This is a genomic window from Mycobacterium sp. ZZG (assembly GCF_054786995.1).
The window spans coordinates 199551-222090 of sequence record NZ_JBTBFV010000001.1; the positions used below are offsets into that span (position 1 = coordinate 199551).

A 22540-nucleotide genomic window follows, 5' to 3' on the forward strand; every position below is an offset into this window, starting at 1 on the left:
GTCTCGTGCATCGGGGCAATCAGGGAAATCAGTTCTCAACGCTGTCGAACAGCGAGTCGAGCAAGCTGTCGCCCGACTCGTCGTTCACATCGTCGTCACCGCCGGTGTCGGGGGCCAGCTGAGCGGCCAGGTAGCCGGCGAACGAATCGATCGTCGGGTGGTTGAACAGCATCGTCGCCGACAACTCCAACCCGACCAGACGCTCCACCTCGCGGCGGATCGACATGGCCATCACCGAGTTCAGACCCATCTCGGCGAAGGGCCGATCGGTGTGGACGTCGCTCTCGGGCAGCCGCAGCTCGGTGGCCAGGATGCCGCGCAGCCCCTCCTCCAGTTCGGACCGCAGCTCCTCGGGGGTCATCGCCGCCCAGTCGCGGGTCGGCGCGGCCCGGTGCGTGTCGGAGGTGACCGCCGCGGCATCCTCTGCGGACTGCATCGGCGCCATCACGGCCTGGGCGATGTCGAAGCGGGTGACGAAGTCCCACGCCGCGAACGCCTCGGCAGGCATCACGGGGCGTGATCCGACGCGCTCCAGCTCGGAGATCACCACCTGGGCCTCGCTGCCGAAGCCGAGCCCCTGCCAGGCCACCCAGTCCAGGCTGACGGTGTTGTCGCCCTGGCTGTGCCGTGACCGCGCCAGCGCGTCGAGGTACGCGTTGCCCGCCGCGTAGGCGCCCTGCCCGGGGATGCCGAACACCGCACCGGCCGAGGCGGCCAGGTACAGGAAGTCCAGGCTGCCGACCGGGAAGATCTCGTCGAGCACCGTCGCACCGGCGATCTTCGGCCACACTGTGCGGTGCACGCGGTCAGCCTCGATCTCGGTGAGCAGCTGGGCCTCGGTCATGCCCGCGGCGTGGATGACGCCGCGGATCGGCGGCGCGCCGTCCGCGTCGCGCCGCTGGAGCATCGCGGTCACCGCGTCGGCGGACGCGATGTCGAGGGCCACGGTGTCGACCGCCACGCCTCGCTGCTCCAGTGCACGGATCGCGCTGATCTTCTGGCGCATGGCGTCGTCGGTGGCGTCGTCCCAGCTGCGGCGAGGCGGCATCGCGGTACGGCCGGCCAGCACCACGCGTCGTGCGCCGCGGTCGGCCAGCCAGTCGGCCATCAGCAGGCCCAACACCCCCATACCGCCGGTGATCAGGTACGCCGCGTCCGGCCGGCACCGCAGGGTGTCCCGGACGGGGGCGTCGCCGATCTCGGCCAGCGCCGACGTGCGCAGCGCTCCGTCCCGCAGGATCGCCACCGACTTGACCGGGGTCGGCAGCACCGCCGCGAACGACTCGGCCGACGGCTGCTCGGCGGGCAGGTCGACCAGGCCGCCCCACAGCTGGGGTTGCTCGGCACCGACCACCCCGGCCAGACCCCACAGCGGGCTCTGTCGCAGAGCTGCCGGGGATGCGGACTCGTACACCCCGCGGGTGACGATCCACAGCGTTGCCGGATGGCGCGGCTCGCGGTCGGCGAGCGTGCCGACCAGCTCTGCCACCTCGGTGATCAACCGCACCGCGGCGTCCTGATCGCTGTCGGCCTGATCGCCGTCGACCGGGCCCGGCTCGGCGACGTAGACCACGAAGCGGGCGTCGGCCACGTCGGCCTCGGCATGCCCGGCGGCGGTGACCGCGTCACGCACCGCCCGCGCGGTCTCGCCGGCACCGACCACCGCGACCGGACCGGTGTCGGTGCGGGCCTCGTCGTCCGGCGTCCACGGCTGCCAGTCGAGCCGGTGTGCGACGCGCTGCGGATCCGCGGCGGCCGACGCGGTGACCGAGCCGATCTCGACGGGCGTGTAGCGCAGCCCGGAGATCCGGGCGTAGCGCGTGCCGTCCTCGCCGCTGAGGGTGAGGTCGACGACCAGGTCGTCGCCGTCGCGCCCACGGTTGTGCGCCGTGACGACGGCGCGGGTGACGGCTTTCGCCCCTTCCCACCGGACACTGTCCGCAGCGGACGGCACCATCAGGCCCGGCGTCGAGGAGTCGACGAGCCGGCCGAGATTGACCGCGGCGTCGAGCAGGCCCGCCGGCGCTCCGGAGGCCAGCTCGACCACGGTGCGCAGCTCGCCCGACGCGCTCTCGTGCGACGCGACGGTCCACGGGTAGGCCAGGCCCTCGATACCCCACGCGTTGTAGAGTTCGGTCAGGGCTGCCGGATCGTAGGCCGAGGACGGCACGGCCGGCGCGGAGCCGTCGGTGACCCGGTGGGCGAGCCGTGCGCTCACATGCCGGATCCAGCGCTGCGGCGCGTCCTCGTCGCCGCCGGCGGGCGCCGACGAGATCGTGATCGTGTCACCGTCGCTGAACACCTGCACCAGGCGCGCCCCGTCGACGGTGATCGGGAAGTCGAACCGGACGTCGGTCACCGCGGACGCGCCGGTGCGGGATGCAGCCAGCGACAGCGTCTGCAGCAGCACCGACAGCGGAACGATCTCGACCCCGGCGAACTTGTGCGAGTTCGGGTACGGCCGCGCCTGCGGCGCCAGCCGGGCCTGCCACAGGTGTCCCGGATGGGGGCCCGCGACGGCGGTGTGTGACCCGAGCACCGTGTCCGGGCTCGGCGCCGACGCACCCGAGGGTGCTTGCTTGCGGATGGCCCAGTGGCGGGTGTGGTGCCACGGCGTGGTCGGCAGCGGCACGTGCGGCTCGCCGCGGTGCGGCGTCTCCGGCGCGTGGGTGGTGGACGTCGCGTTCAGTGCGGTGTGGAACGTCAGCGTGTCGTCGGTGTCGCGGGCCAGCGTGCCCAGGCTGACGTGGCTCGCCGACGCCAGCGTGTCGTTGACCGCATAGGTCAGGATCGGGTTGGCGCTGACCTCGATGAACGTGCCGATCTCGGCCGCGGCGGCCTCGATGGCCTGGCTGAACTTGACCGGCCGGCGCACGTTGGCCACCCAGTAGTCGGCATCGAGGGTCGGTTCGCCGTCCGGGTCAGTGACCGTCGACAGGAACGGCAGGTTCGGCGTCCGCGGGGTCAGCCCGGCCAGCGCCTCGCGTAGATCCGGCAGCACCGGGTCCATCAGCGCGGTATGCGAGGCCACCTCCATGTTGACGCGGCGGGCAAACCGGTCCTGGGCGGTGACGGCGGCGATAACGGCGTCGACCTGGTCGGGCAGGCCGGCCACCACGGTCTGGCGCGGCGACACATAGCCGGCGATCTCGACGCTGGGATAGTCCGCCACGAACGCCGCGGCGGCCTCCGGATCGAGCTCGATCAGCGCGACGGCGCCTTGGCCGGCCAGCCGGGACATGATCGACGAACGGGCGGCGATCACCTTCAGTCCGTCCGAAAGGCTCAGCGCGCCGGCCACGACGGCGGCGGTGACCTCGCCCATGGAATGGCCGATGACCGCGTCGGGATGCACGCCATAGGAGCGCCACAGCTCGGTCAGGGCCAGCTGCAGCCCCATCAGCACCGGCTGTACCTGCGCGTCGCCGCTGACGGTGTCCCCGTTGGCGATGACGTCGTGCAGCGAGAAGCCCACCTGCTCGACGAAGACCGGTTCGATCTCGGCCAGAGCCGCAGCGAAGGCCGGTTCCTCGGCCAACAGCCCGCGGGCCATCCCCGGCCACTGCGAACCCTGCCCGGAATACACAAACACCGTGCCCGGCTTGCGTGCGGCTGTCGGGGCGGACACCACCCCGGGCGCACTCTGCCCGGCGGCCAGCGCCAGCAGGCCTGCGATGGCCTGGTCGCGGTCACGTGCGGCGACCGTGGCGAACTTGTTGTGCTGGGTGCGGTGATGGTTGAGCGTGTGCGCGACCTCGGCCAGCGGGACGTCGGCGCCCTGGCCGGCCATCCACTCGGCCAGCGTCGCCGCCTGCGATGCGATCCGCTCCGGTGAGCGCCCGGACACCACCAGCGTGGTGACAGCGCCGGATTCTCCGGCCGGCGCCGGCGCGGACACCGGCGGCTGCTCGATCACGACGTGGGCGTTGGTGCCGCCGAACCCGAACGACGAGATCCCCGCCCGCCGCGGCCGCCCCGGCTGGGCAGGCCATTCAGTGTGCTCGGCGACGACCTTCAGTCGCAGGTTGTCGAACGGGATGTGCGGGTTGGGCTGCTGGTAGCCCAGGTTGGCCGGAATCGTGTGGTGCTGCAACGCCAGCACCGCCTTGGCGAACCCGGCGATACCCGCGGCGGCCTCCAGATGGCCCAGGTTCGACTTCACCGCCCCCAGCAGCAGCGGCGCGTCGGCGGGTCGACCGCGGCCCAGCACGGTGCCCAGCGCCCGGGCTTCGATCGGATCGCCCAGCAGCGTGCCGGTGCCGTGGGTCTCGACGTAGTCGACCTCACGGGGCTCGATGCCCGCAGCCGAGTACGCCGACCGCAGCACGGCCATCTGCGCGGCCGGGTTGGGCGCCATCAGCCCGTTGGAGCGGCCGTCCTGATTCACGGCCGAGCCGCGGATGACGGCCAGGATGCGGTCGCCGTCGCGTTGCGCGTCGGACAGCCGCTTGAGCACCGCCACCCCGCAGCCCTCGCCGCGGACGAAACCGTCGGCGCTGGCGTCGAATGCGTGACACTGACCCGTCGGCGACATCGCCTCGAGCTGATCGAAGCTGCGGGTGACCGCCGGGGACAGCAGCAGGTTCACTCCCGCGGCCAGCGCCATGTTCGAGTCGCCCGAGCGCAGGCTCTGGCAGGCCAGGTGGATGGTGACCAGGGATGACGAGCATGCCGTGTCGATGGTGACCGACGGGCCGCGCAGATCGAAGTAGTACGACACCCGGTTGGCGATGATGCTCAACGCCCCGCCGGTGCCCGACCATGAGTCGACGTCACCGAGATCGACAGTGGACAGATAGCCGTACTCGCCGAGGCACGCCGCGGCGAACACGCCGGTCTGTGAATGCCGCAGCGTGTGGGCCGGGATACCGGCGTTCTCCAGCGCCTCCTGGGTGACCTCGAGCAGCAGCCGCTGCTGGGGGTCCATCTTGTCGGCCTCGCTGGGCGAGATCTCGAAGAACTCGGCGTCGAAGGCATCCAGGTCGCGCAGGAACGCGCCCCACCGGGTGGTGCCGGCCAGCGCGGCGGCCGCCTCCGGGGTGTTGATCTGGAACGACTCCCAGCGGTCCTCCGGCACCTGACGCACCGACGACCGGCCGTCCATCAGGAACTGCCAGTACGCGTCCGGGCCGGCGATGTTGCCCTCGAGATCGGCGCCACCCGGGAACCGGCAGCCCAGCCCGATCACCGCGATCGGCTCGTCGTCCGTGCTGTACTCGCGTACCACGGGCGCCTCGGCAGCGGGCTCGACCTCACCGCCGGTGAGGAACTTCGCCAACGCGTTGATCGTCGGGTACTGCCAGAACTCCACCGGCGAGACCGTGCGGCCCAGCAACTCGGAGAGTTCGCCGGTCAGCACGACGGCGTCGCTGGAGCCGACGGCCAGGTCGCTCAGAGGGGCATTGAAATCGATCTCGTCGGGACTGCAACCGATGTTGGTGACCAGATAGTCGACCAACCAGTGCCGGATTGCGTCCTCGTCGAAAGCAGAGGTCATGTAGTGACGTCCAACCGGCTGAACTCGTCCTGTCGATACCTGTCGACACAGGCCGAGCGCCGAATCTTTCCGCTAGTAGTGATGGGGATGGAACCGGGTGCCACCAGCACCAGGTCGGCCACGCGCACGCTGTGTGAGCGTTTGATCGCCGAGGCGACCTCTCGCTTGACGGCCCGCAGCTTGTCCAGGGCCTCGGCGTCGGAACTGCCCTTCTTCTTCAGCTCGGCGATGGCGACGAGCTGCTCGCTGGTGTCGTCGAGCACCGAGATCGCCGCCACCCGGCCGCCGGTGATCTCCTGGATGGTGGCCTCGATGTCGTCCGGATAGTGGTTGCGCCCGTCGACGATCAGCAGGTCCTTGATCCGGCCGATGATGAACATCTCGCCCTCGGACATCACGCCGAGGTCGCCGGTCTTGAGCCACGGGCCCACCGGGGTGCCCTCGGACGGGTTGACGATCTCGCCACCGAAGGTGCGCTCGGTCTGCTGCGGGTTGCGCCAGTAGCCCGACGCGACCTGCTCGCCGTGCACCCAGATCTCGCCGATCTTGCCGTCCGGGTTCTCGGTGCGGGTCTCGGGATCAACGATCCGCACGGTGGACGAGCGCGGCGTGCCGTAGCTCACCAGTTCGGTGCCCGACTCCGAGCCGCAGCGCTCGGCATGGCCGGCGGAGAGCTTCTCGTAGTCGAATCGCACCGTCGCCGGGGTGTGCCCGGTCGGCGCCGAGATCACATACAGGGTGGCCTCGGCCAGCCCGTAGGACGGCCGCACGGTGGTGTCCGGCATGTTGAACTGTGCGAAGCGCTCGTTGAAGCGGCGGATTGTCGCCGAGTGGATGCGTTCGCTGCCGCTGATGATGCCCAGCACGTCGCCCAGGTCCAGGCCCTCCATGTCGGCGTCGGAGGTGCGTCGCACCGACAGCTCGAAGGCGAAGTTCGGCGCGGCCGACCACGAGTGGGGGTTGATCGCGAGCTGCTGGATCCAGCGCGCCGGCTTCTGCAGGAAGGCCACCGGGCTCATCAGCACCGCGGGCCGGCCCCAGGTGCCGGCCGGGCCGTCCGGCGGGCACAACAGCGTGGCGAACACACCCTGGATCAGGCCCATGTCGTGATAGAAGGGCAGCCACGACACCATCGTGGTGTCCTGTGGCGGCACGCCGCCACGGTGCGACATGTAGTCGGTGAAGATCTGCTCGAGGTTCGCGATCACGTTCCGGTGGGTCATGATCACGCCGGCCGGCGACCGCGTCGAGCCCGAGGTGTACTGCAGATAGGCGGTCTTGGGCAGGGGCCCGACGTTCACCTCGACCGTGCGTGGCGAATCGAAGTCGAGTGCGTCCACCTCGATCACGGCCGGGGGCGTCCCGCCCGGAAGCCCGCCGACATAGGTCATGATGTCGCCGACGACGGCCGAGGTGGTGAGCACGGCCACCGGCTGGCAGTCCCGCAGCGCGCCGTTCACGCGCTCGTCGAGCTGGCCCATGGCCGGCACCGGCAGCGGCACGGCGATGAAACCGGCGGCCATCGCGCCGTAGAAGGCGATGATGTACTCCAGGCCCTGGGGCGCGAGGATCGCGGCCCGATCACCCTTGGAACCGTGGCGGAGCAGCTCCTCGGCGACCACCTGAACCCGGTGGTGAACCTCAGACCACGTCAGCGATTCGGCGAAGCCCGCCGGGTCGACGTCATAATCGATGAACGTGTAGGCCACGTCATCGGGTTGCAGGCGCGCACGCTCGGCGAGCAGGCCGGGAATGGTCGACTCAAGCAACGGCATGGCGACGTCCTTTCACTATCTTCCGCGCCCCGGCTTCATCGCCGTGGATGGATGACCCCTTCGCAGCTCTTGGCCGCACATTCCCCCGCTCGCCGGAAGGCTAACACTGACCCGTCAATTTTGTTGAGCAATCCGACCATGGATTAGACCACGACATGCTTGCCAGAGGGAAGTTGGCGGATTCCGGCATTTTTCGCCCGTTTTGTGCATAGGGAAGCACTTCCCGCCCGATGTACAGCGTGCTCACAGTTTTGCCAGGCGTAGAAACAGCCCACTTGACACCAGGTATCCGGGTTGCTCCATGGGTGTGACGTGCGGGTACGCGGTTACGCCGACGGCGTCGACGAAAACAGTGCTCGGATCGTCTTGACGCGCGCGTAAGGCGTTTGCCGAGATCGCACGCTCGCGTCAATTAAATATCTGACTCGCCGGTAAGTTGTGGGCCCGTGCCGGTGGCAGACGGGTGCGCCGGCCGGCTCCGCACGGGGGTGCGACGCGCCGCTGCGGGCGAGCGATGCGTGTGACTCCTGTGGTGAAAACCACAGCGTGTGCGCTATGGGGATATCTGCGCCCAGAGCTTGGCTTCGATGTCGGGCACGACGTCGTCGAGGTGATCATTGAGGTAAAAGTGGTGCCCGGGCAGTTCCCGCGCGGTGAACTCGGCGGTGGTCCGCTCACTCCACGGCTTCACCTTCTCTGCCGTGGCGATCTCGTCGTCATCGCCGAAGAACGCGTGGATCGGCGCCGAGAGCCTCACCTCCGGCGGGCAGGTGTAGTTGGCGATCGCCTTGAGGCCACGCAGCGTCGGCAGGATCGCCGCCGCGAACTCCGGGTTCTCCATGAACTCCGGGTTGGCGCCCGTCATCGAGCTGACTGCGGCCAGCAGACCCTCGTCGTCGTCGGGAATGTCTTCGTAACCCACTCGGCCGGGTGCGGCGACCGCCGAGACGAAGAGCGCGGTGATCGGCCGTCCGGCCTCCTCGAAGCGGCGGGCCACCTCGAACGCCAGCAAACCTCCCATGCTGTGCCCGAAGAAGGCGATGGGAGGTCCGTGGACGCCGCCTTCTTTGTCCGGGGAGACCATCTTGCACACCTCGTCGGCCAGCGCGGGCAGGCTGGTGAACGACGCGAAGTCCTGCTTGCCACGCTGGCCGGGATACTGCACCGCGACCCGCTTGATGTCGGTGGTGAAGGTCTTGGCGAACGGTACGTAGTACTGCGCCGAACCGCCGGCGTGCGGGAAGATGAACAACTTCGGCTGGCCTGCAGTCTCCCCAGGGGCTCCCGTCATGCCGGTCACCCTATCGCCCGCCGGTGCCGGTCAGGCGAACGCCTCCACCGGCGGGCAGGAGCACACCAGGTTGCGGTCGCCGTAGGCGCCGTCGATGCGGCGCACCGGTGGCCACACCTTCGGCCGGAACGACGTGCCCAACGGATAGGCCGCCTGCTCGCGGCTGTACGGGTGGTTCCAATCGCCGACGAGCAGACACTGCGCGGTGTGCGGCGCACCGCGCAACGGGTTGTCGTCCACCGACCACGTTCCGGACCCGATCTTGTCGATCTCGCCGCGGATCGCGATCATCGCCTCACAGAAGGCGTCGATCTCGGCAAGCGACTCGCTCTCGGTCGGCTCGACCATCAGGGTGCCCGCGACGGGGAAGCTCATCGTGGGGGCGTGGAAGCCGTAGTCGGCCAACCTCTTTGCGACGTCGTCGACGGTGACTCCGGTGGCTTTAGTGATCGAGCGCAGATCGAGGATGCACTCATGGGCGACCATGCCGTTCTCGCCCGTGTAGAGCACCGGGTAGTACTCGTCGAGCCTGCGGGCGATGTAGTTGGCCGACGCGATCGCCACCAGCGTCGCCGACCGCAAACCCTCGGCGCCCATCATCCGGATGTAGGCCCAGGTGATCGGCAAGATCGAGGCCGACCCGTACGGCGCCGCCGACACGGTGTGCTCGTCGGACAGTTCCTCGGCCAGCGGATGGCCGGGCAGGTACTGCGCCAGATGCGCGCGCACCGCGACCGGGCCGACGCCGGGGCCTCCCCCGCCGTGCGGGATGCAGAAGGTCTTGTGCAGGTTCAAGTGGCTGACGTCGCCCCCGAACCGGCCAGGGCGGGCCAGTCCTACCAGCGCATTCAGGTTGGCGCCGTCGACATACACCTGCCCGCCGGCGTCGTGCACCGCGGCGCAGATCTCGGCGATGTCGTGCTCGTACACCCCGTGGGTCGACGGATAGGTGATCATCAGCGCCGACAGTCGGTCGGCGTGCTCGGCGACCTTGGCGCGCAGGTCGTCGAGGTCGACATCGCCGTTGGGGCGGCAGGCCACCACGACGACCTTCATGCCGACCATCGCCGCGGACGCCGCGTTGGTACCGTGCGCGCTGGACGGGATCAGGCACACGGTGCGCTCGGTGTCCCCGCGAGCGCAGTGGTAGGCCTGGATCGCGAGTAGGCCCGCGTACTCGCCCTGCGATCCGGCGTTCGGCTGCAGCGAGACCTCGTCGTACCCGGTGATGGCGGTCAGCCATGCCTGTAGGTCGGCGATCAGCCGGCGCAGCCCCGGAGTATCGGCGGCGGGGGCGAACGGGTGCTGGCGGCCGAACTCCGGCCAGGTGATCGACTCCATCTCGGCGGCCGCATTGAGCTTCATGGTGCAGGAGCCGAGCGGGATCATGCTGCGGTCCAGCGCGATGTCCTTGTCGGCCAAAGACCGCAGATACCGCATCATCTCGGTCTCGCTGCGATACCGGGTGAACGCCGGATGGGTCAGGAACTCCGAGGTCCGCGTCGTGATCGATGGTCCGGCGTACTCCCCCGCGGTCGCCTCGGCCGAGAACGCGCCGAGCACATCGGCGATGTGGCCGTCGGTGGTCGCCTCGTCACACGCCACCGAGATGTGGTCGTCGTCGACGAGCCAGACGTTGATGCCGCGCTCCTTGGCGGCGGAGCGGACCGCGCCCGCGCGTCCCGGCACGCGGGCCAGCACGGTGTCGAAAAACGACCCGTGCACCACCTCGACGCCCGCGGCGGTCAGGCCCGCCGCCAGCGTCCTTGCCTTGTCGTGCACGCGCTGCGCGATCGCGCGCAGCCCGTCCGCGCCGTGATAGCTCGCGTACATCGCCGCCATGACGGCCAGCAGCACCTGCGCGGTACAGATGTTGCTGGTGGCCTTGTCGCGGCGGATGTGCTGTTCGCGGGTCTGCAACGCGAGCCGGTAGGCCGGTGAACCGTCAGCGTCGACCGACACCCCGACCAGCCGGCCGGGCAGCTGGCGGGCCTGCTTGGAATGCACCGCCAGGTATCCGGCATGCGGGCCGCCGAAGCCCATCGGCACGCCGAAGCGCTGGGTGGTGCCGAACGCGACATCCGCGCCGATCTCACCGGGCGGGGCGATCAGGGTCAGAGCCAGCAGGTCCGCCCCGATGGCCACCAGCGCGCCGCGCTCGTGGGCCTGCTCGACCAGCGCGGACCAGTCGTTGACGGCACCGCCGGCGCCCGGCAGCTGGGTGATCACGCCGAAGAAATCTCCCTCGGGCAGGCCCTGACGCAGGTCGGCCGTGACAATCTCGATGCCCAGCGGTTGGGCGCGGGTCGCCAGCACCGCCGCGGTCTGCGGATAGATGTCGACATCGACGGCCAGGCGTTGGGCCGGGCCGCGCACCGCGCGGTGCATCAGCGTCATCGCCTCCGCGGCGGCGGTCGCCTCGTCGAGCATCGATGCGTTGGCGACTTCCAGGCCGGTCAGGTCGGTGACCATCGTCTGGAAGTTCAGCAGCGCCTCCAGCCGGCCCTGGCTGATCTCGGGCTGGTACGGCGTGTACGCGGTGTACCAGGCCGGGTTCTCCATGATGTTGCGCAGCAGCACCGGCGGGGTCAGCGTGTCGTAGTAGCCCTGCCCGATCATCGACACCGCGACGGTGTTCGAATCGGCCATCGCCCGCAGCTCGGCCAGCGCCTCGGCCTCCGTGGCCGCCGGCGGTAGATGCTCCAGCCCGGGCGCGATACCGGCCGCCGTCAGAGAGTCCAGGATCCCGGCTGGCAGCGCCTTGGCCGCGAGTTCGTCCAGGGAGCTGACCCCGATGGTGTTCAGCAGCGTGTCGAGGGCGGGGGCGTCGGGCCCGATGTGGCGGTCGACGAACGAAAGGGTGCGGGACTGATCAGACACGTGAGGACATCTCCCGGGGGCGCAGACGAACGCGGCTCCTCCCCCTCTGTCGTCGGCCCGGACGGGGCTGCCTGAGAGATTCGGCGCGACCCGCGTGCCGGACCGAGCCTTTCCCCATGGGCGGGTGCCTGGGGCACCACTTTCCAGAGGCATCGGGGCCTGGCGCGGTCCGGGGGCCTGAGAGGTTGACGGAGAGGTGTTGCTCCTTCGGCGTCCGTGGCTGGCGGCCACGGAACTCTCCCGCACAAGGGCGATGCGTCAGCAATATTACCGTTGCGCCAGATCGAGCGCCGTCCATGCCAGCGCGGTCGCGCCATCGCGCAGCGCCGCGTCGGCGGCCGGGCCGATCGCCGCGTCGGCGAACTCGCGCTGATGGTTGACCGCGGGCAGCGATCCGATACCCAGATAGGGGTGGATCGCGCGCACCGCCTGCGACACGTTGCCCATGTCGGTCGACGCCGTCTTCATCGCCGCCGCGCCGTCGGGAGCTTCGGCGGTCATGTCCCGGCCCAGCAGCGCGGCGTTGGCGACGAACATGTCGAGGATCTCGCCGTCGGTGCGGAACTCCGAGTACGGCGGGGACTCCAGCTCGATCTCCAGCTCGCATCCGGTGCCGACGGCACCGGCCTGGAAACAGGCCCGGATCCGCTTCTCGATGTCGCGGAGGTCGGCCAGCGAGCGAGCGCGCACATACCAGCGTCCCGACGCCTCGGCCGGGATGGCGTTGGGCGCGGTCCCGGCCTCGGTGACCACCCCGTGCACCCGCGCCGTCGACGGCAGCTGCTGGCGCAGCAGGCCGATGGCCACCTGGGCGACGGTGAACGCATCGGCGGCGTTGACCCCCAGATGCGGGTAGGTGCCTGCGTGCGCGCTGACTCCCCGATAGCTGACCCGCCAGTGCGCGACCGCCATCGGCTCGGCCCGCGGCGCGTCGACCGGGCCCGGATGCATCATCAGCGCCGCATCCAGCCCGTCGAACTCGCCGGCCTCGAGCATCAGGATCTTGCCCCCGCCGCCTTCTTCGGCGGGGGTGCCCAGGACGTGCACGGTCATCTCACGGCCCTCGTCGGCGGCCTGCACCATCAGTGCTGCCCCGAGCGCCGACGCCGCGATCAGGTTGTGCCCGCACGCGTGCCCGAGACCGGGAAGGGCGTCGTACTCGGCGACGAACGCGACATGCAGTGGACCCGTGCCCGCGCGGGCGTGGAAGGCGGTGTCCAGTCCGCCTGCGCGGTCGTCGACGCTGAAGCCGCGCTCGGCCAGCAGAGCGGTGAGCATCCGGTGCGCCCGGACCTCCTGCCACGCGGGTTCCGGGTCGGCGTGCAACCGGGTGCTGATGCCGCGCACCAGCTCCCAGTTGCGCGCCAGATGCTCCTGGGCGAGGGCCTTAGAGGTCACCGGGCACCCCGAAGCTGGGGGCGGCGGACGGATCCAGCGCGCGGCGCACGTAGTCGTCGCGCTGGGGTTCCCACACCGCCCACAGCTCGGCCAGCCGGGTGTACGGATCGTCGTCGGCCCAGTCCACCCGCAGCGTGGTCTCCGGCCACTCGACCTCGCGGTAGACCAGCAGACCCGCCGCGTGCACCGGTCCCTCCTCGCCGCCGGCGGCCATCGCGGCGGACAGTCCGTCGAGCAGGCGGCGTTCGAACTCGGACGCGGTCGAGGTCTCGTATCCGCGGATCAGCTCGGTGACGGTGGCGGGGCTGGCCAGCATGTTGCCCGCCGCGACGACGCCGTCGCCGGCCACGTGATGGTGCACGCCGAGGGCGCCTGCGCCGCTGAACGCCGCGGAGCGGCCGGCCCGGTCCAGGACCGTCAGCTGCCGGTAGTCGCGCAGTTCGTGGCCGGCCACCACCGCGTCCAGCGCCGATCGGGCGTCGTCGCCGGCGGCGAGCCGGTCCAGCAGCTGCCCGCCGAGCCGGGGATCGGTGACGTTCTGGCTGGCCGCCGCACCGAGGCCGGGCCGGATGTTGAGGCACCGGGAGGCCACGGCCGGGGACGAGGAGGTGATGATCATGCCGAACGCGCCGGTGTCGTGGTCCAGCGCCGCCATCGAGAACGTCACGAGCTCACCTGCTGCCGGACGGCGATCACGTCCACCTCGACCAGCCACTCGGGCCGCGCCAGCGCGCTGACCACCAGGCCCGTCGACACCGGGTGCACACCTTTGAGCCAGCGGCCGATCACCCGGTACACGGTCTCCCGGTAGCGCGGATCAACCAGGTAGATGGTCACCTTGACGATGTCGTCCAGCGTCGCGTCGGCCTCGGCGAGCAGGGTGGCGATGTTGGACATCGCCTGTTCGGTCTGGGCGGCCACATCACCGACGCCGACATTCTCCGAGGTGTCCAGATTCTGGCCGATCTGCCCGCGCACGTAGACGGTGTCACCGGCGACGACGGCCTGACACAGGTCGTTGTCCAGGTTCTGCTCCGGGTAGGTGTCGCGGGTGTTGAACGGCCGGATGCGTTTGTGCTTCACGCGCCCACCCGATCCGACAGCTCCGCGGCCGCCTTCACCATGGCCAGTGGCCCGTCGAAGTCGAAGTTGCGGTAGACGGCCTGGTAGTGCGCGAACGGCGGCGCCTGGGCGAACAGCTGGAACGTCAGCCGGTGTCCGGCGTAGTCGCTGTTGAGCAGGTCGCGGGCGAAGGCCAGCAGCTTGCGCCGGTCGTCGGCCTGCCACTCGTCGGTGATCGAGTAGTACTTCTCCAGCCACGGTGCGGCGCCGGGCATCCCGAACGTGGCCGAGTCCGGGGTGATGCAGATCTGCCCGCCGCACAGTTCGCGGGCCCAGTGCATCATCTGCGGCAGCTGGGTCTGCGCCCACACGCGGCCCGCGTAGAGCAGCGACTGGTTGGGCATCAGCAGCCCGCCCGGGCTGGTCTCGGCGGTCGCGATGGCCGCGGTCAAATGCGCGTCGATGCCCTCGCGGTAGCAGGCCAGCATCGCCAGCTTCTCCTGGACCGCCGGGTTGTTGTCCAGGCCGGTCTGGCGCACGTTGAACAGGGCGGCGCCGATCATCAGGTCGGCGAACCGGATCGACCGGTGCACATAGGGCAGCGCGCTGTAGCGGTGCAGGCAGCTGCGCACGAAGGTGGCCGCGCGCGTGTGCCGGTAGAACAGGATGTCGTCCCACGGGATCAGCACGTTGTCGAAGATCACCAGGGACTCGACCTCGTCGACCCGGTTGGACAGCGGGTAGTCCGCGGCGTCGCGGCGGCCGGCGAATCCGGTGCGGCAGATGAACTTCAGGTTCGGCGCGTTCAGGTCGGCGATGAAACCCACCGCGTAGTCGGAGAGTTTCGCGTCGCCCCAGTTGGCGATGGTCGGCTTGGTGTAGGCCTGGGTGGCGTACGGGGCGGCGGTCTCGTACTTGGCGCCGCGCACGATGATGCCGTCGTCGGTCTCGCGGACCACGTGCAGCAGCATGTCCGGGTCCTGGTCCTGGGGCCGCTTGGAGCGGTCGCCCTTGGGATCGGTGTTGGCCGAGATGTGGAACGGGTCCCCGGTGGCCGCCTTCTGCACGTGCCGCCGGATGTTCTCGGCGAAGCGGGGATCCACTTCGTTGAGCACGTCCTGGCCGTCGTAGAGGGCCCACATCTCACCGATGGTCTCGTCGCCGACCCGGGTCACCACCCCGCGCGCCTCGTCCAGCACCACGTCGATGGCGCGCCGCTTGTCCTGCCAATCCTGTTGGGTCCTTGGCATTTTGTTGGCGATCGCGTTGCGTTCGCCGTTCTCGTCGACATAGGTCATCACGTCCTGGGTGGCCGCCTCGTGCGCCAGGTCGTAGATGCGGGCTCGGATGTCGACGATCGGGGCGAACATCGGGTGCTTGGTGACGTCATGCACCTGTTCGCCGTCGATGTAGATCTCCCGACCGGTGTTGATGGATTCCCGGTACTCGTCTCCGGTCTTGATCATGCGTGGTGTCCTTCCATGGGGTGGGCGGCGAGAGTGCGGTAGCTGCCGCGCATGTGCAGCAGGGGTTCGGCGTCGGTGTGTGCGACGTGGCGCACCTCGCCGAGGTACAGGTGGTGGGAGCCGACATCGGTGATGCTGTGCAGCTCGCATTCGAAGGCGGCCACGCTGTCGACGAACACCGGCAATCCGTTGAACCCCGGGTGCCACTCGTCGTCGAGGAACGTGAACGGCGGCCGGCCGGGGTTTCCGCGCCCGGCGAAACTGTCTGCGGCGCTGTGATGTTCGGGTCCGAGCAGCGACACATTGAAGGACCCGCGCGCACTGATCGCCGCGTTGATGGGGCTGCGGCGGTTGATGCAGACGCCGAGGACGGCCGGTTCGTCGGAGACCCGGCTCACCGCCGAGACGGTCTGGCCCCAGCGCAGGCCGTCGGCATCGGTGGTCACGATGGTGACCGGAGTTGCGGCGCAGCTGATGGCGCGGACGAACTCCCGCGCGCCGACCGGCGTCAAAGTGGATTTCACTGGCATCCCTCGCAATTCGGATTCTCGGCTGGGATCGCGGAAGGCAGCTTCGGCGTCCGCAGCTACGATGCTGCCCGCCGACCGGCCATCTGGCAAAGAGTTAGTTCCGTTGGCGTGCATCAGTTTCCGAGATGCAGCCGGGCATCGTCACCGTGACCTTCCCGACGCGCTCTGGTGCGCCGAATCGCCCTAGGGCCAGCGCGATCTCGTCGAAGGTGAACGAAATGGCATCCAGCACGGGGTGCACCGTTCCGGCCACCACCTTCGGCAGCACCTCGGTCTCGATCTCCCGGCAGAGCGCGTTGCGGGTGTCGTCGTCGAGGCGGCCCAGACTGGATGACGAGATCTCCGCCGCGCCGGCCATCAACGCCCCGAGGTCCACTGCCGCGTCGGTCCCGGACGCCACCCCGACCACGACCAGGCGTCCCTTCGGCGCCAGTGCGGCGATGTTGTCGGCGACGGTGGCTGCCCCTTGGTTGTCGAGGACGACGTCGACGCCGCCGGGAGCGATCCGGCGCAGCGTGGCGAACACATCCTCGGCGCCGTAGTCGATCACGTGGTGACAGCCCAGTTCGGCGCACAGCGCCGTTTTCGCGGGACCCCGCGCGGTGCCGATGACCGTGGCGCCCAGGCCCCGAGCCAGCTGGACCGCCAGTGACCCGACTCCCCCGGCCGCGCCATGGATCAGCACCTTCTCCGCTGGCCGCAACCTGCCCCGATGCACCAGGTTCCACCAAGCGGTCGCGGCGGTTTCCGGCAGCGCTGCGGCGGTCACCGTGTCCAGTTCGTCGGGAATCCGCAGGCACGCCCCGGCAGGGACGGCGACGTACTCGGCGTAGGTGCCCGCCCGCGCCAGCACCGCGACCCGGTCGCCGGGGCGCGGGCTGGTCACCTCCGCCCCGACAGCCACCACCGATCCCGCGCACTCCAGGCCCGGAATCCCGCCGGGCGGTGCGGGCATCGCGCCGCGGCACTGCAGGATCTCGGCATTGTTGAGCCCGAAAGCGGCGACGGCCACCAGGACCTCACCGGGGCCGGGTTGCGGGACCGGGACCGACCGGATGCGCAACGGTTCGGGTCCGCCTGCGTCGCACAGCACCGCGGCCAGCATGTCCGCGCTCATCGCAGCCCCTCGCCGACGTGGAAGTCCAGCACCGCCTGGGCGAACTCGGCGGGGCAGGTCTCCGGGCTGGAGATGTCGCCGTCGGGCAGCACGCGCTCGGTGGCCTGTGGGAACGCGGTCAGGATCTGCGCCCGGCGCGGAAAGGCCCGTGGGTCGCGCGCGGAGGCCAGGCACAACACGGGCCCGCCGTATCGACCCACTCCGTCCTCTGAGCGGTACGCGGCCACCGCCGCATGTCCGCGGTCGGGGTCCGGGTGGGCCAGCACGTCGCGGATGTAGCGGGCACGCACATCGGGGTCCAGGTGCGCCATGTATTCGCCCCGCCTGCGCCACAGTTGGGCCAGGTGTTCCCCGTCGGGCTGCACCGGGACGTAGTTGAACGCAGCCGCGGTGCGCCGACGCTCGCGTTCCTGGGCGTCGATGAACGGGGTGGACGAGAGCACCAGCGACAGCACCCTTTCCGGCGTCGAGACGGCCAATTGGTAGGCGACGAGCCCGCCGAAATGGTGTCCGACGAAGTGGGCGGAAGGCACCCGCAGCGCGTCCAGGGTGGCCAGCACCGCCGCGGCAGTCGCTTCGATCGTGTTGTCGGCCAACGGTTGTGATGCGCCGTAACCGGGCAGATCGGGAATCACGATGCGGTAGCCGTCGAGCATTCCGGCCACGGCCCGGAACTCGTCCCAGCTGCGGGGAGTCTGGTGCAGCAGCACCAGGCACGGCTGCTCCGCCGTCCCGGCGACTGTGGCGACATGCATTCGCCCCAGACGTGTTTCGACGTACATCGGTGTCGGCTCGGTGCCGCTCACAAATCCTCCAATTACGTTTCGGTGATACAGATTCGATCCAAGCTGTCGATCTCCCCGGGCTCAGACGCCGGCGGCCACCACGGTGCGGCATCGTTCGGCGAATGCGTTGGCACGCTTACTCATCCGCATCGACTGCAGGCTGGCGACGACGACGCGCAGCGGGCGCACCTCGTCGGCCAGTGGCACCGCCACCACCCGGCCACCGGCATAGGTGGTGTCGGTGGCCGGGCGCTGGTGCAACAGGCTGTAACCGTGTTCCTGGGCCACCATCGCGCGGACGGTCTCGTAGCTGCTCGACCGGTACTGCACGTTGGGCTGCATGCCCCGCTCGGTGAACGCGCCGAGGAAGTACTCGCGGCTGTGCGGGAGATCGACCAGGATCATCGGCTCGTCCACCAGGTCGGCCAACCGTACGCTTCGGGCGTCCGCGAGGCGGTGGGACGCGGGAAGTGCGGCGTACGGCGGTATCTCGGCCAGGACGTCGCGATCGATGGCGTCGCCGAGGGCCAGATCGTAGGTCAGCGCCACCTCGGCCCGGCCGGATTCCAGGTACTCGCCGACCTCGCCGGCCACCGCCTCGGTGACCTGCACCTCCAGGCCGGGATGTTCGAGCTTGAGCCCGGCCAGGATCGACGGCAGGTAGAACGGGGCGATCGGGCTGAAGCACACCACCTGCAACGGCCCCAGGAACGTCTGCGCATCACCGGCGATCATCTCCAGCGCCTCGGCCAGCGCGGTGAGCGTCTGGCGGGCCCGCAGCAGGAGTTCCTTGCCGGCCGCGGTCAGGATCAGCCCCCGGGCATGGCGCCGGATGAACAGCTGGACCCCGAGTTCCTTCTCCAGGTGCGCGACGGCCGAGGACACCGCGGACTGAGCCACGAACAGGTCCTCGGCCGCCCGCGTCATGCTCTCGCGCTCGGCGACCCGGATGAAGTAGCGCAGCTGCGTCAGCGAGATGCCCCGCAGCTGGTCCACGCCGGTCACGGCCCACCCAGCACCGACGGCAGCCAGGTGGCCAACGGCGGGAACACGATCACCAGCCCCAGCACGGCGACGGTGGCCAGCAGGAACGGGGTGTTGGCGCGCAACACGCCCCAGGCGTCCACCCGGGCGATCTTGGCGGCCACCACCAACGACATCGCCACCGGCGGGGTGACCTGACCGATGATCACGGTCAGCACGATGATCACTCCGAAGTACACCGGGTCGATGCCCACGGCCAGCAGGGTGGGCAGCATCACCGGCATGATCACCGGGATCAGCGGGTCGAACAGCATCCCGGCCAGGATGGCGGTCACGGCCAGCACCACGACGTAACCGATCTGCACGTCGCCGGGCACGATCATCGTCGCGAACTCGGTGAGCGCCTTGGGCAGACCCGCCATCGCCAGCACCGCGCCCAGGGCCACCGAGACGCCGACGATCAGCATCACCTCACCGGTCAGCACCGCCGCCTCGACCAGGCACCGGTACAGCCGGCGCGGGCCCAGCGAGCGGAACACCACCGCGGAGATCACGATCGCGTACACCACCGCGAACGCACCGGACTCGGTCGGGGTGAAGATCCCCAGGACCAGTCCGAGCACCACGAGGACCGGGACCCCGAAGGCGACCGCCGACCCGCGCAGGGTGCGCCAGACCTCGCCCCAGCGGAACGGGATCTTCTCCCCCCACCCGTGGCGCTTGGCCTGCACGGCCACCACCACCATGAGCACCGCGGTCAGGATCAGGCCGGGGATGATGCCGGCCAGGAACAGCGCACCCAGCGAGGTGCCGGTGGCCGCGGCGTACAGGATCATCGGCGACGACGGCGGGATCAGCGGCCCGATGCCCGAGGACGACGCGGTGACGGCCGCGGCGTAGGAGCCGGGATACCCGTGCTTGCGCATCTGCGGGATGATGGTGGAACCGGTGCCGGCGAGATCGGCCACCGACGTGCCCACCATGCCGCCGAAGAACAGGCTGGTCGACACGTTCACCTGCGCCAGACCACCCGGCAATGGGCCGAAAAGGCTTCGGGCGAAAGCGAATACCCGTTCGGCGATACCGCCGGCATTCATCACGACGCCGGCCAGGATGAACAGCGGCATGGCCAGCAGCACGAAACTGCTCATCCCGTCGGTCACCTGCTGCGGGTACTGCAGCATCCAGGAGCCGGCCAGCGTGGCGTACAGGGCCACCCCGCCGGCCATCGCGATGATCAGCGGTGTGCCGAGCAGCAGCAGACCGACGATGACGGCCAGGGTGATTGCCAGGGTCACGACTTTTCCTCTTCGAGCTGACGCAGGATCGCCGCCCGGCACCCGGGCAGCTGGAACAGCAGGACCAGCGCGGCGGCCACCGCACCGATGGGCAGTGCCGCGGTGAAGAACCCGCTGGGCAACCGCAGGTAGGGGGCCGGGTCGTCGCCGAAGGTGGTGACGTACAGGTAGGCGAACCACGCCAGGTGCAGCAGCACCGCAGCCGACAGCAGATCGGTGGCCAACCGCAGCCACACCTGGGCCCGGACCGGCAACTTGCCGACGAACGCACGGATGGCGATCGACTCGCGCCGGCGCACACCGAGGGTGAAGCCCAGCATGGTCAGCCACAGCATCAGCCCGGTCACCAGTTCTTCGGTCCAGCCCAGCGGGGCGTTGAACCCCGAGCGCATCACCGCGTTGGCGAACAGGATCACCGTGATGGCGGCCAGTGTGGATGCGGCGAGAACCTCCAGCACCCGGTCGATCAGGGTGTGGGTGCCCGGCACCGGATCCACTCCCACCGTCGAGTCGTACTGCTTGGCGACGTCCTCGGGTGCGGCGAGGGGGTGGTGCGCCTCGGCCGCGGCGGTCATGCCGGGTCTCCGGTGCCGGCACGGTCGAGCCGGCTGTTCATCAGCCTGCCGAACCCGGGGCGGGCGGCGTGCACGCCGGCGATCTCCAGCGCGTACCAGAACGAGGCCTGCACCGCGCTGATCACCGGCTTGCCCAGCGCGGACTCCAGTGCAGCGATGGCGCCGACGCTGGCGAAGTTGGTGCAGCTGATGAACACCGCACTGGACTCGTCGGTGTCGGTTTCCACGGCGAGGTCGTAGACCCGTTCCAGCGGCACCTCGGCCAGCTCACGGTCGCTGGTGATCCCCAGGCCCACGCTGGCCACCACGGGGTGGCCGTTGTCGCCGAAGAACCGTGTCGCGCGATCGATCACCTCCTGCCGGTATGGCGTGACCAGGCTGATCGGGCCTGCGCCGACGGCCTTGAGCGCGGCGATGCTGGCGGTAGACGTGGTGGTGCACTTGCCGGCCAGTCCGCTCCATTCCTCGAAATGGTTGATCAGCATGCGATCCCACTCGGTGCCGTGCAGGAAGGACGCGCTGGTGCCGCCGAAGACGAGGACGTCGAGCGGGGCCTGGGCCACCAGTTCCACGGCGGTGCGCAGCTCCGGTGAGCGCATCATCGCGTCGATGCCCTCGACGGTGACGCTGGACAGCGTCACCCGGCTGGTGTGGATGGTGGCTGCCGGGGTGGCCATCGCGTACATCTCGGCTTCCATGAGCGTGCTGGAGGCCATGTACACCAGTCCGATGCGGGTGGCGGTGTTCAACGCTCCCAGCGGCAACCGGGGACGCTGCTGCGCGGTGCTCACTGGCGGTACTCCGACAGGACGCGGTCGGCGAAGTCGCCGGGGATCTGGTCGGCGATCTCTTCGCGCACCCCGACGACGGCCTCGCTGAGCTGCTTCACGTCGGCCTCGTTGACCTCGACGCCGGCCGCTTCGAACTTGGCCAGCAGCTGCTCGTCGGCTTCGGCACCCGAGGTGCGGCTGGTCTCCGCCGCGGCGGCAGCAGCCTTCTCCAAGCCTTGCTGGATCTCCGGCGACAGTCCCTGCCAGGTGTCCTCGTTGATCGTCAGGTACACCGGGCTGTAGATGTGCGCGGTCAGCGACAGGTAGCGCTGCTTCTCGTAGAAGGAGAACGCGTCGATGACCTTGAGCGGATTCTCCTGTCCATCGAGCACGCCCTGGTCCAGCGCCAGGTAGGCCTCGCCGATGTCGATCTGAGTGGGAGCGGCGCCGAGGGCCTCGAACAGCGCGACGCGCGCGGGGTTTCCGGGCACCCGGATCTTCAGCCCCGCCAGGTCCTGCGAGGTGACGATGGGCCGCTTGTTGTTGGTGATGTGGCGGAATCCGTTCTCGCCGAAGCCGAGGACCCGCGCACCCACCGACTCCACCAGGGACTCGCTGAGCTCGTCACCGTAGGGCCCGTCGAGGAACTCCACGACCTTGTCGCGATCGGTGAACACGAACGGCATGTCCATGATGCTGAAGGTGGGGTCCAGGTTCGCCACCGATCCGCTCACCGCGGCGACGTCGATCGCGCCGGCCCGCAGTCCCTGCAGCACCGCCTCCTCGTCGCCGATGGCGCCACCGGTCTGCACCGTCAGCGACACCGAGTCGCCGAGTTCGTTCTGCACCTCGTCGGCGAAGGCAAGCAGCATGTCCGCCAACGGATCTCCAGCACTGGTCTCCACTGCCAGCATCAGTTCGGTTGCGCCGGAGGAATTTTCGCCACCACTTGAGCACGAGGTCAGGGTCAGCGATACGGCAAGACCGCACATCGCGATCACCTTGGGTAATGACTTCATAGGAATCCTTCCACGCGAACAAGTTTCGGCGGGTGCTCAACATCGGACCCGGCTTCGTCGCCGGTGCGATCGGTCAAGATTCCGAGGTGAGGC

General features: G+C 69.6%; 16 protein-coding genes and 1 riboswitch. All 16 genes read right to left on the bottom strand.

The features are described from left to right. Window positions 1-28: 28 nt before the first annotated feature. Entirely contained in the window at window positions 29-5497 is a 5469-nt protein-coding gene (locus ACXMYJ_RS00925) for a beta-ketoacyl synthase N-terminal-like domain-containing protein (protein ID WP_460353306.1), read from the bottom strand. Further along, the gene (locus ACXMYJ_RS00930) at window positions 5494-7272 is read right to left on the bottom strand and encodes an AMP-binding protein (RefSeq protein WP_460353309.1); all 1779 of its coding nucleotides are present in this window, start codon (window positions 7270-7272) and stop codon (window positions 5494-5496) included. The genes ACXMYJ_RS00925 and ACXMYJ_RS00930 overlap by 4 nt, the downstream gene beginning before the upstream one ends. A gap of 553 nt (window positions 7273-7825) precedes the next feature. After that, the gene (locus tag ACXMYJ_RS00935) at window positions 7826-8563 is read right to left on the bottom strand and encodes a thioesterase II family protein (protein WP_460353311.1); all 738 of its coding nucleotides are present in this window, start codon (window positions 8561-8563) and stop codon (window positions 7826-7828) included. A gap of 30 nt (window positions 8564-8593) precedes the next feature. Beyond that, the gene (gcvP, locus tag ACXMYJ_RS00940) at window positions 8594-11443 is read right to left on the bottom strand and encodes an aminomethyl-transferring glycine dehydrogenase (RefSeq protein WP_460353313.1); all 2850 of its coding nucleotides are present in this window, start codon (window positions 11441-11443) and stop codon (window positions 8594-8596) included. 155 nt (window positions 11444-11598) lie between these two features. Continuing rightward, window positions 11599-11696: riboswitch (glycine riboswitch) on the bottom strand. Between the two features lie 14 nt (window positions 11697-11710). Beyond that, entirely contained in the window at window positions 11711-12841 is a 1131-nt protein-coding gene (locus ACXMYJ_RS00945) for a M20 family metallopeptidase (protein WP_460353316.1), read from the bottom strand. Then, complete coding sequence (locus ACXMYJ_RS00950; protein ID WP_460353319.1) at window positions 12831-13508, bottom strand: DUF1028 domain-containing protein; 678 nt, start codon at window positions 13506-13508, stop codon at window positions 12831-12833. Before ACXMYJ_RS00950 ends, ACXMYJ_RS00945 begins: the two co-directional genes overlap by 11 nt. After that, window positions 13505-13924, bottom strand: coding sequence for a RidA family protein (locus tag ACXMYJ_RS00955; RefSeq protein ID WP_460353322.1), 420 nt, complete (start codon window positions 13922-13924; stop codon window positions 13505-13507). Before ACXMYJ_RS00955 ends, ACXMYJ_RS00950 begins: the two co-directional genes overlap by 4 nt. Beyond that, window positions 13921-15369, bottom strand: a complete 1449-nt coding sequence (locus ACXMYJ_RS00960) for a 4-hydroxyphenylacetate 3-hydroxylase family protein (RefSeq protein ID WP_460353325.1) — start codon at window positions 15367-15369, stop codon at window positions 13921-13923. The genes ACXMYJ_RS00955 and ACXMYJ_RS00960 overlap by 4 nt, the downstream gene beginning before the upstream one ends. Further along, window positions 15366-15893, bottom strand: coding sequence for a flavin reductase family protein (locus tag ACXMYJ_RS00965; protein WP_460353327.1), 528 nt, complete (start codon window positions 15891-15893; stop codon window positions 15366-15368). The genes ACXMYJ_RS00960 and ACXMYJ_RS00965 overlap by 4 nt, the downstream gene beginning before the upstream one ends. Before the next feature lie 100 nt (window positions 15894-15993). Next, entirely contained in the window at window positions 15994-17016 is a 1023-nt protein-coding gene (locus ACXMYJ_RS00970; protein WP_460353330.1) for a zinc-binding dehydrogenase, read from the bottom strand. Continuing rightward, window positions 17013-17822 carry an alpha/beta fold hydrolase gene (locus ACXMYJ_RS00975; RefSeq protein ID WP_460353332.1) on the bottom strand — a complete coding sequence of 270 codons (810 nt, stop codon included), beginning with the start codon at window positions 17820-17822 and terminating at the stop codon, window positions 17013-17015. The genes ACXMYJ_RS00970 and ACXMYJ_RS00975 overlap by 4 nt, the downstream gene beginning before the upstream one ends. Before the next feature lie 60 nt (window positions 17823-17882). Next, a complete protein-coding gene (locus ACXMYJ_RS00980; protein WP_460353334.1) occupies window positions 17883-18806 on the bottom strand; it encodes a LysR family transcriptional regulator in 924 nt (307 codons plus the stop codon). Further along, window positions 18803-20083: a TRAP transporter large permease gene (locus ACXMYJ_RS00985; RefSeq protein WP_460353336.1), complete on the bottom strand. Its 1281-nt coding sequence runs from the start codon at window positions 20081-20083 to the stop codon at window positions 18803-18805. The genes ACXMYJ_RS00980 and ACXMYJ_RS00985 overlap by 4 nt, the downstream gene beginning before the upstream one ends. Beyond that, window positions 20080-20658: a TRAP transporter small permease gene (locus tag ACXMYJ_RS00990; protein WP_460353338.1), complete on the bottom strand. Its 579-nt coding sequence runs from the start codon at window positions 20656-20658 to the stop codon at window positions 20080-20082. The genes ACXMYJ_RS00985 and ACXMYJ_RS00990 overlap by 4 nt, the downstream gene beginning before the upstream one ends. Beyond that, on the bottom strand, window positions 20655-21449 hold the full coding sequence (locus ACXMYJ_RS00995; RefSeq protein ID WP_460353341.1) for a maleate cis-trans isomerase family protein: 795 nt from the start codon (window positions 21447-21449) through the stop codon (window positions 20655-20657). The genes ACXMYJ_RS00990 and ACXMYJ_RS00995 overlap by 4 nt, the downstream gene beginning before the upstream one ends. Then, entirely contained in the window at window positions 21446-22447 is a 1002-nt protein-coding gene (locus tag ACXMYJ_RS01000; RefSeq protein ID WP_460353343.1) for a TRAP transporter substrate-binding protein, read from the bottom strand. The genes ACXMYJ_RS00995 and ACXMYJ_RS01000 overlap by 4 nt, the downstream gene beginning before the upstream one ends. Window positions 22448-22540 lie beyond the last annotated feature (93 nt).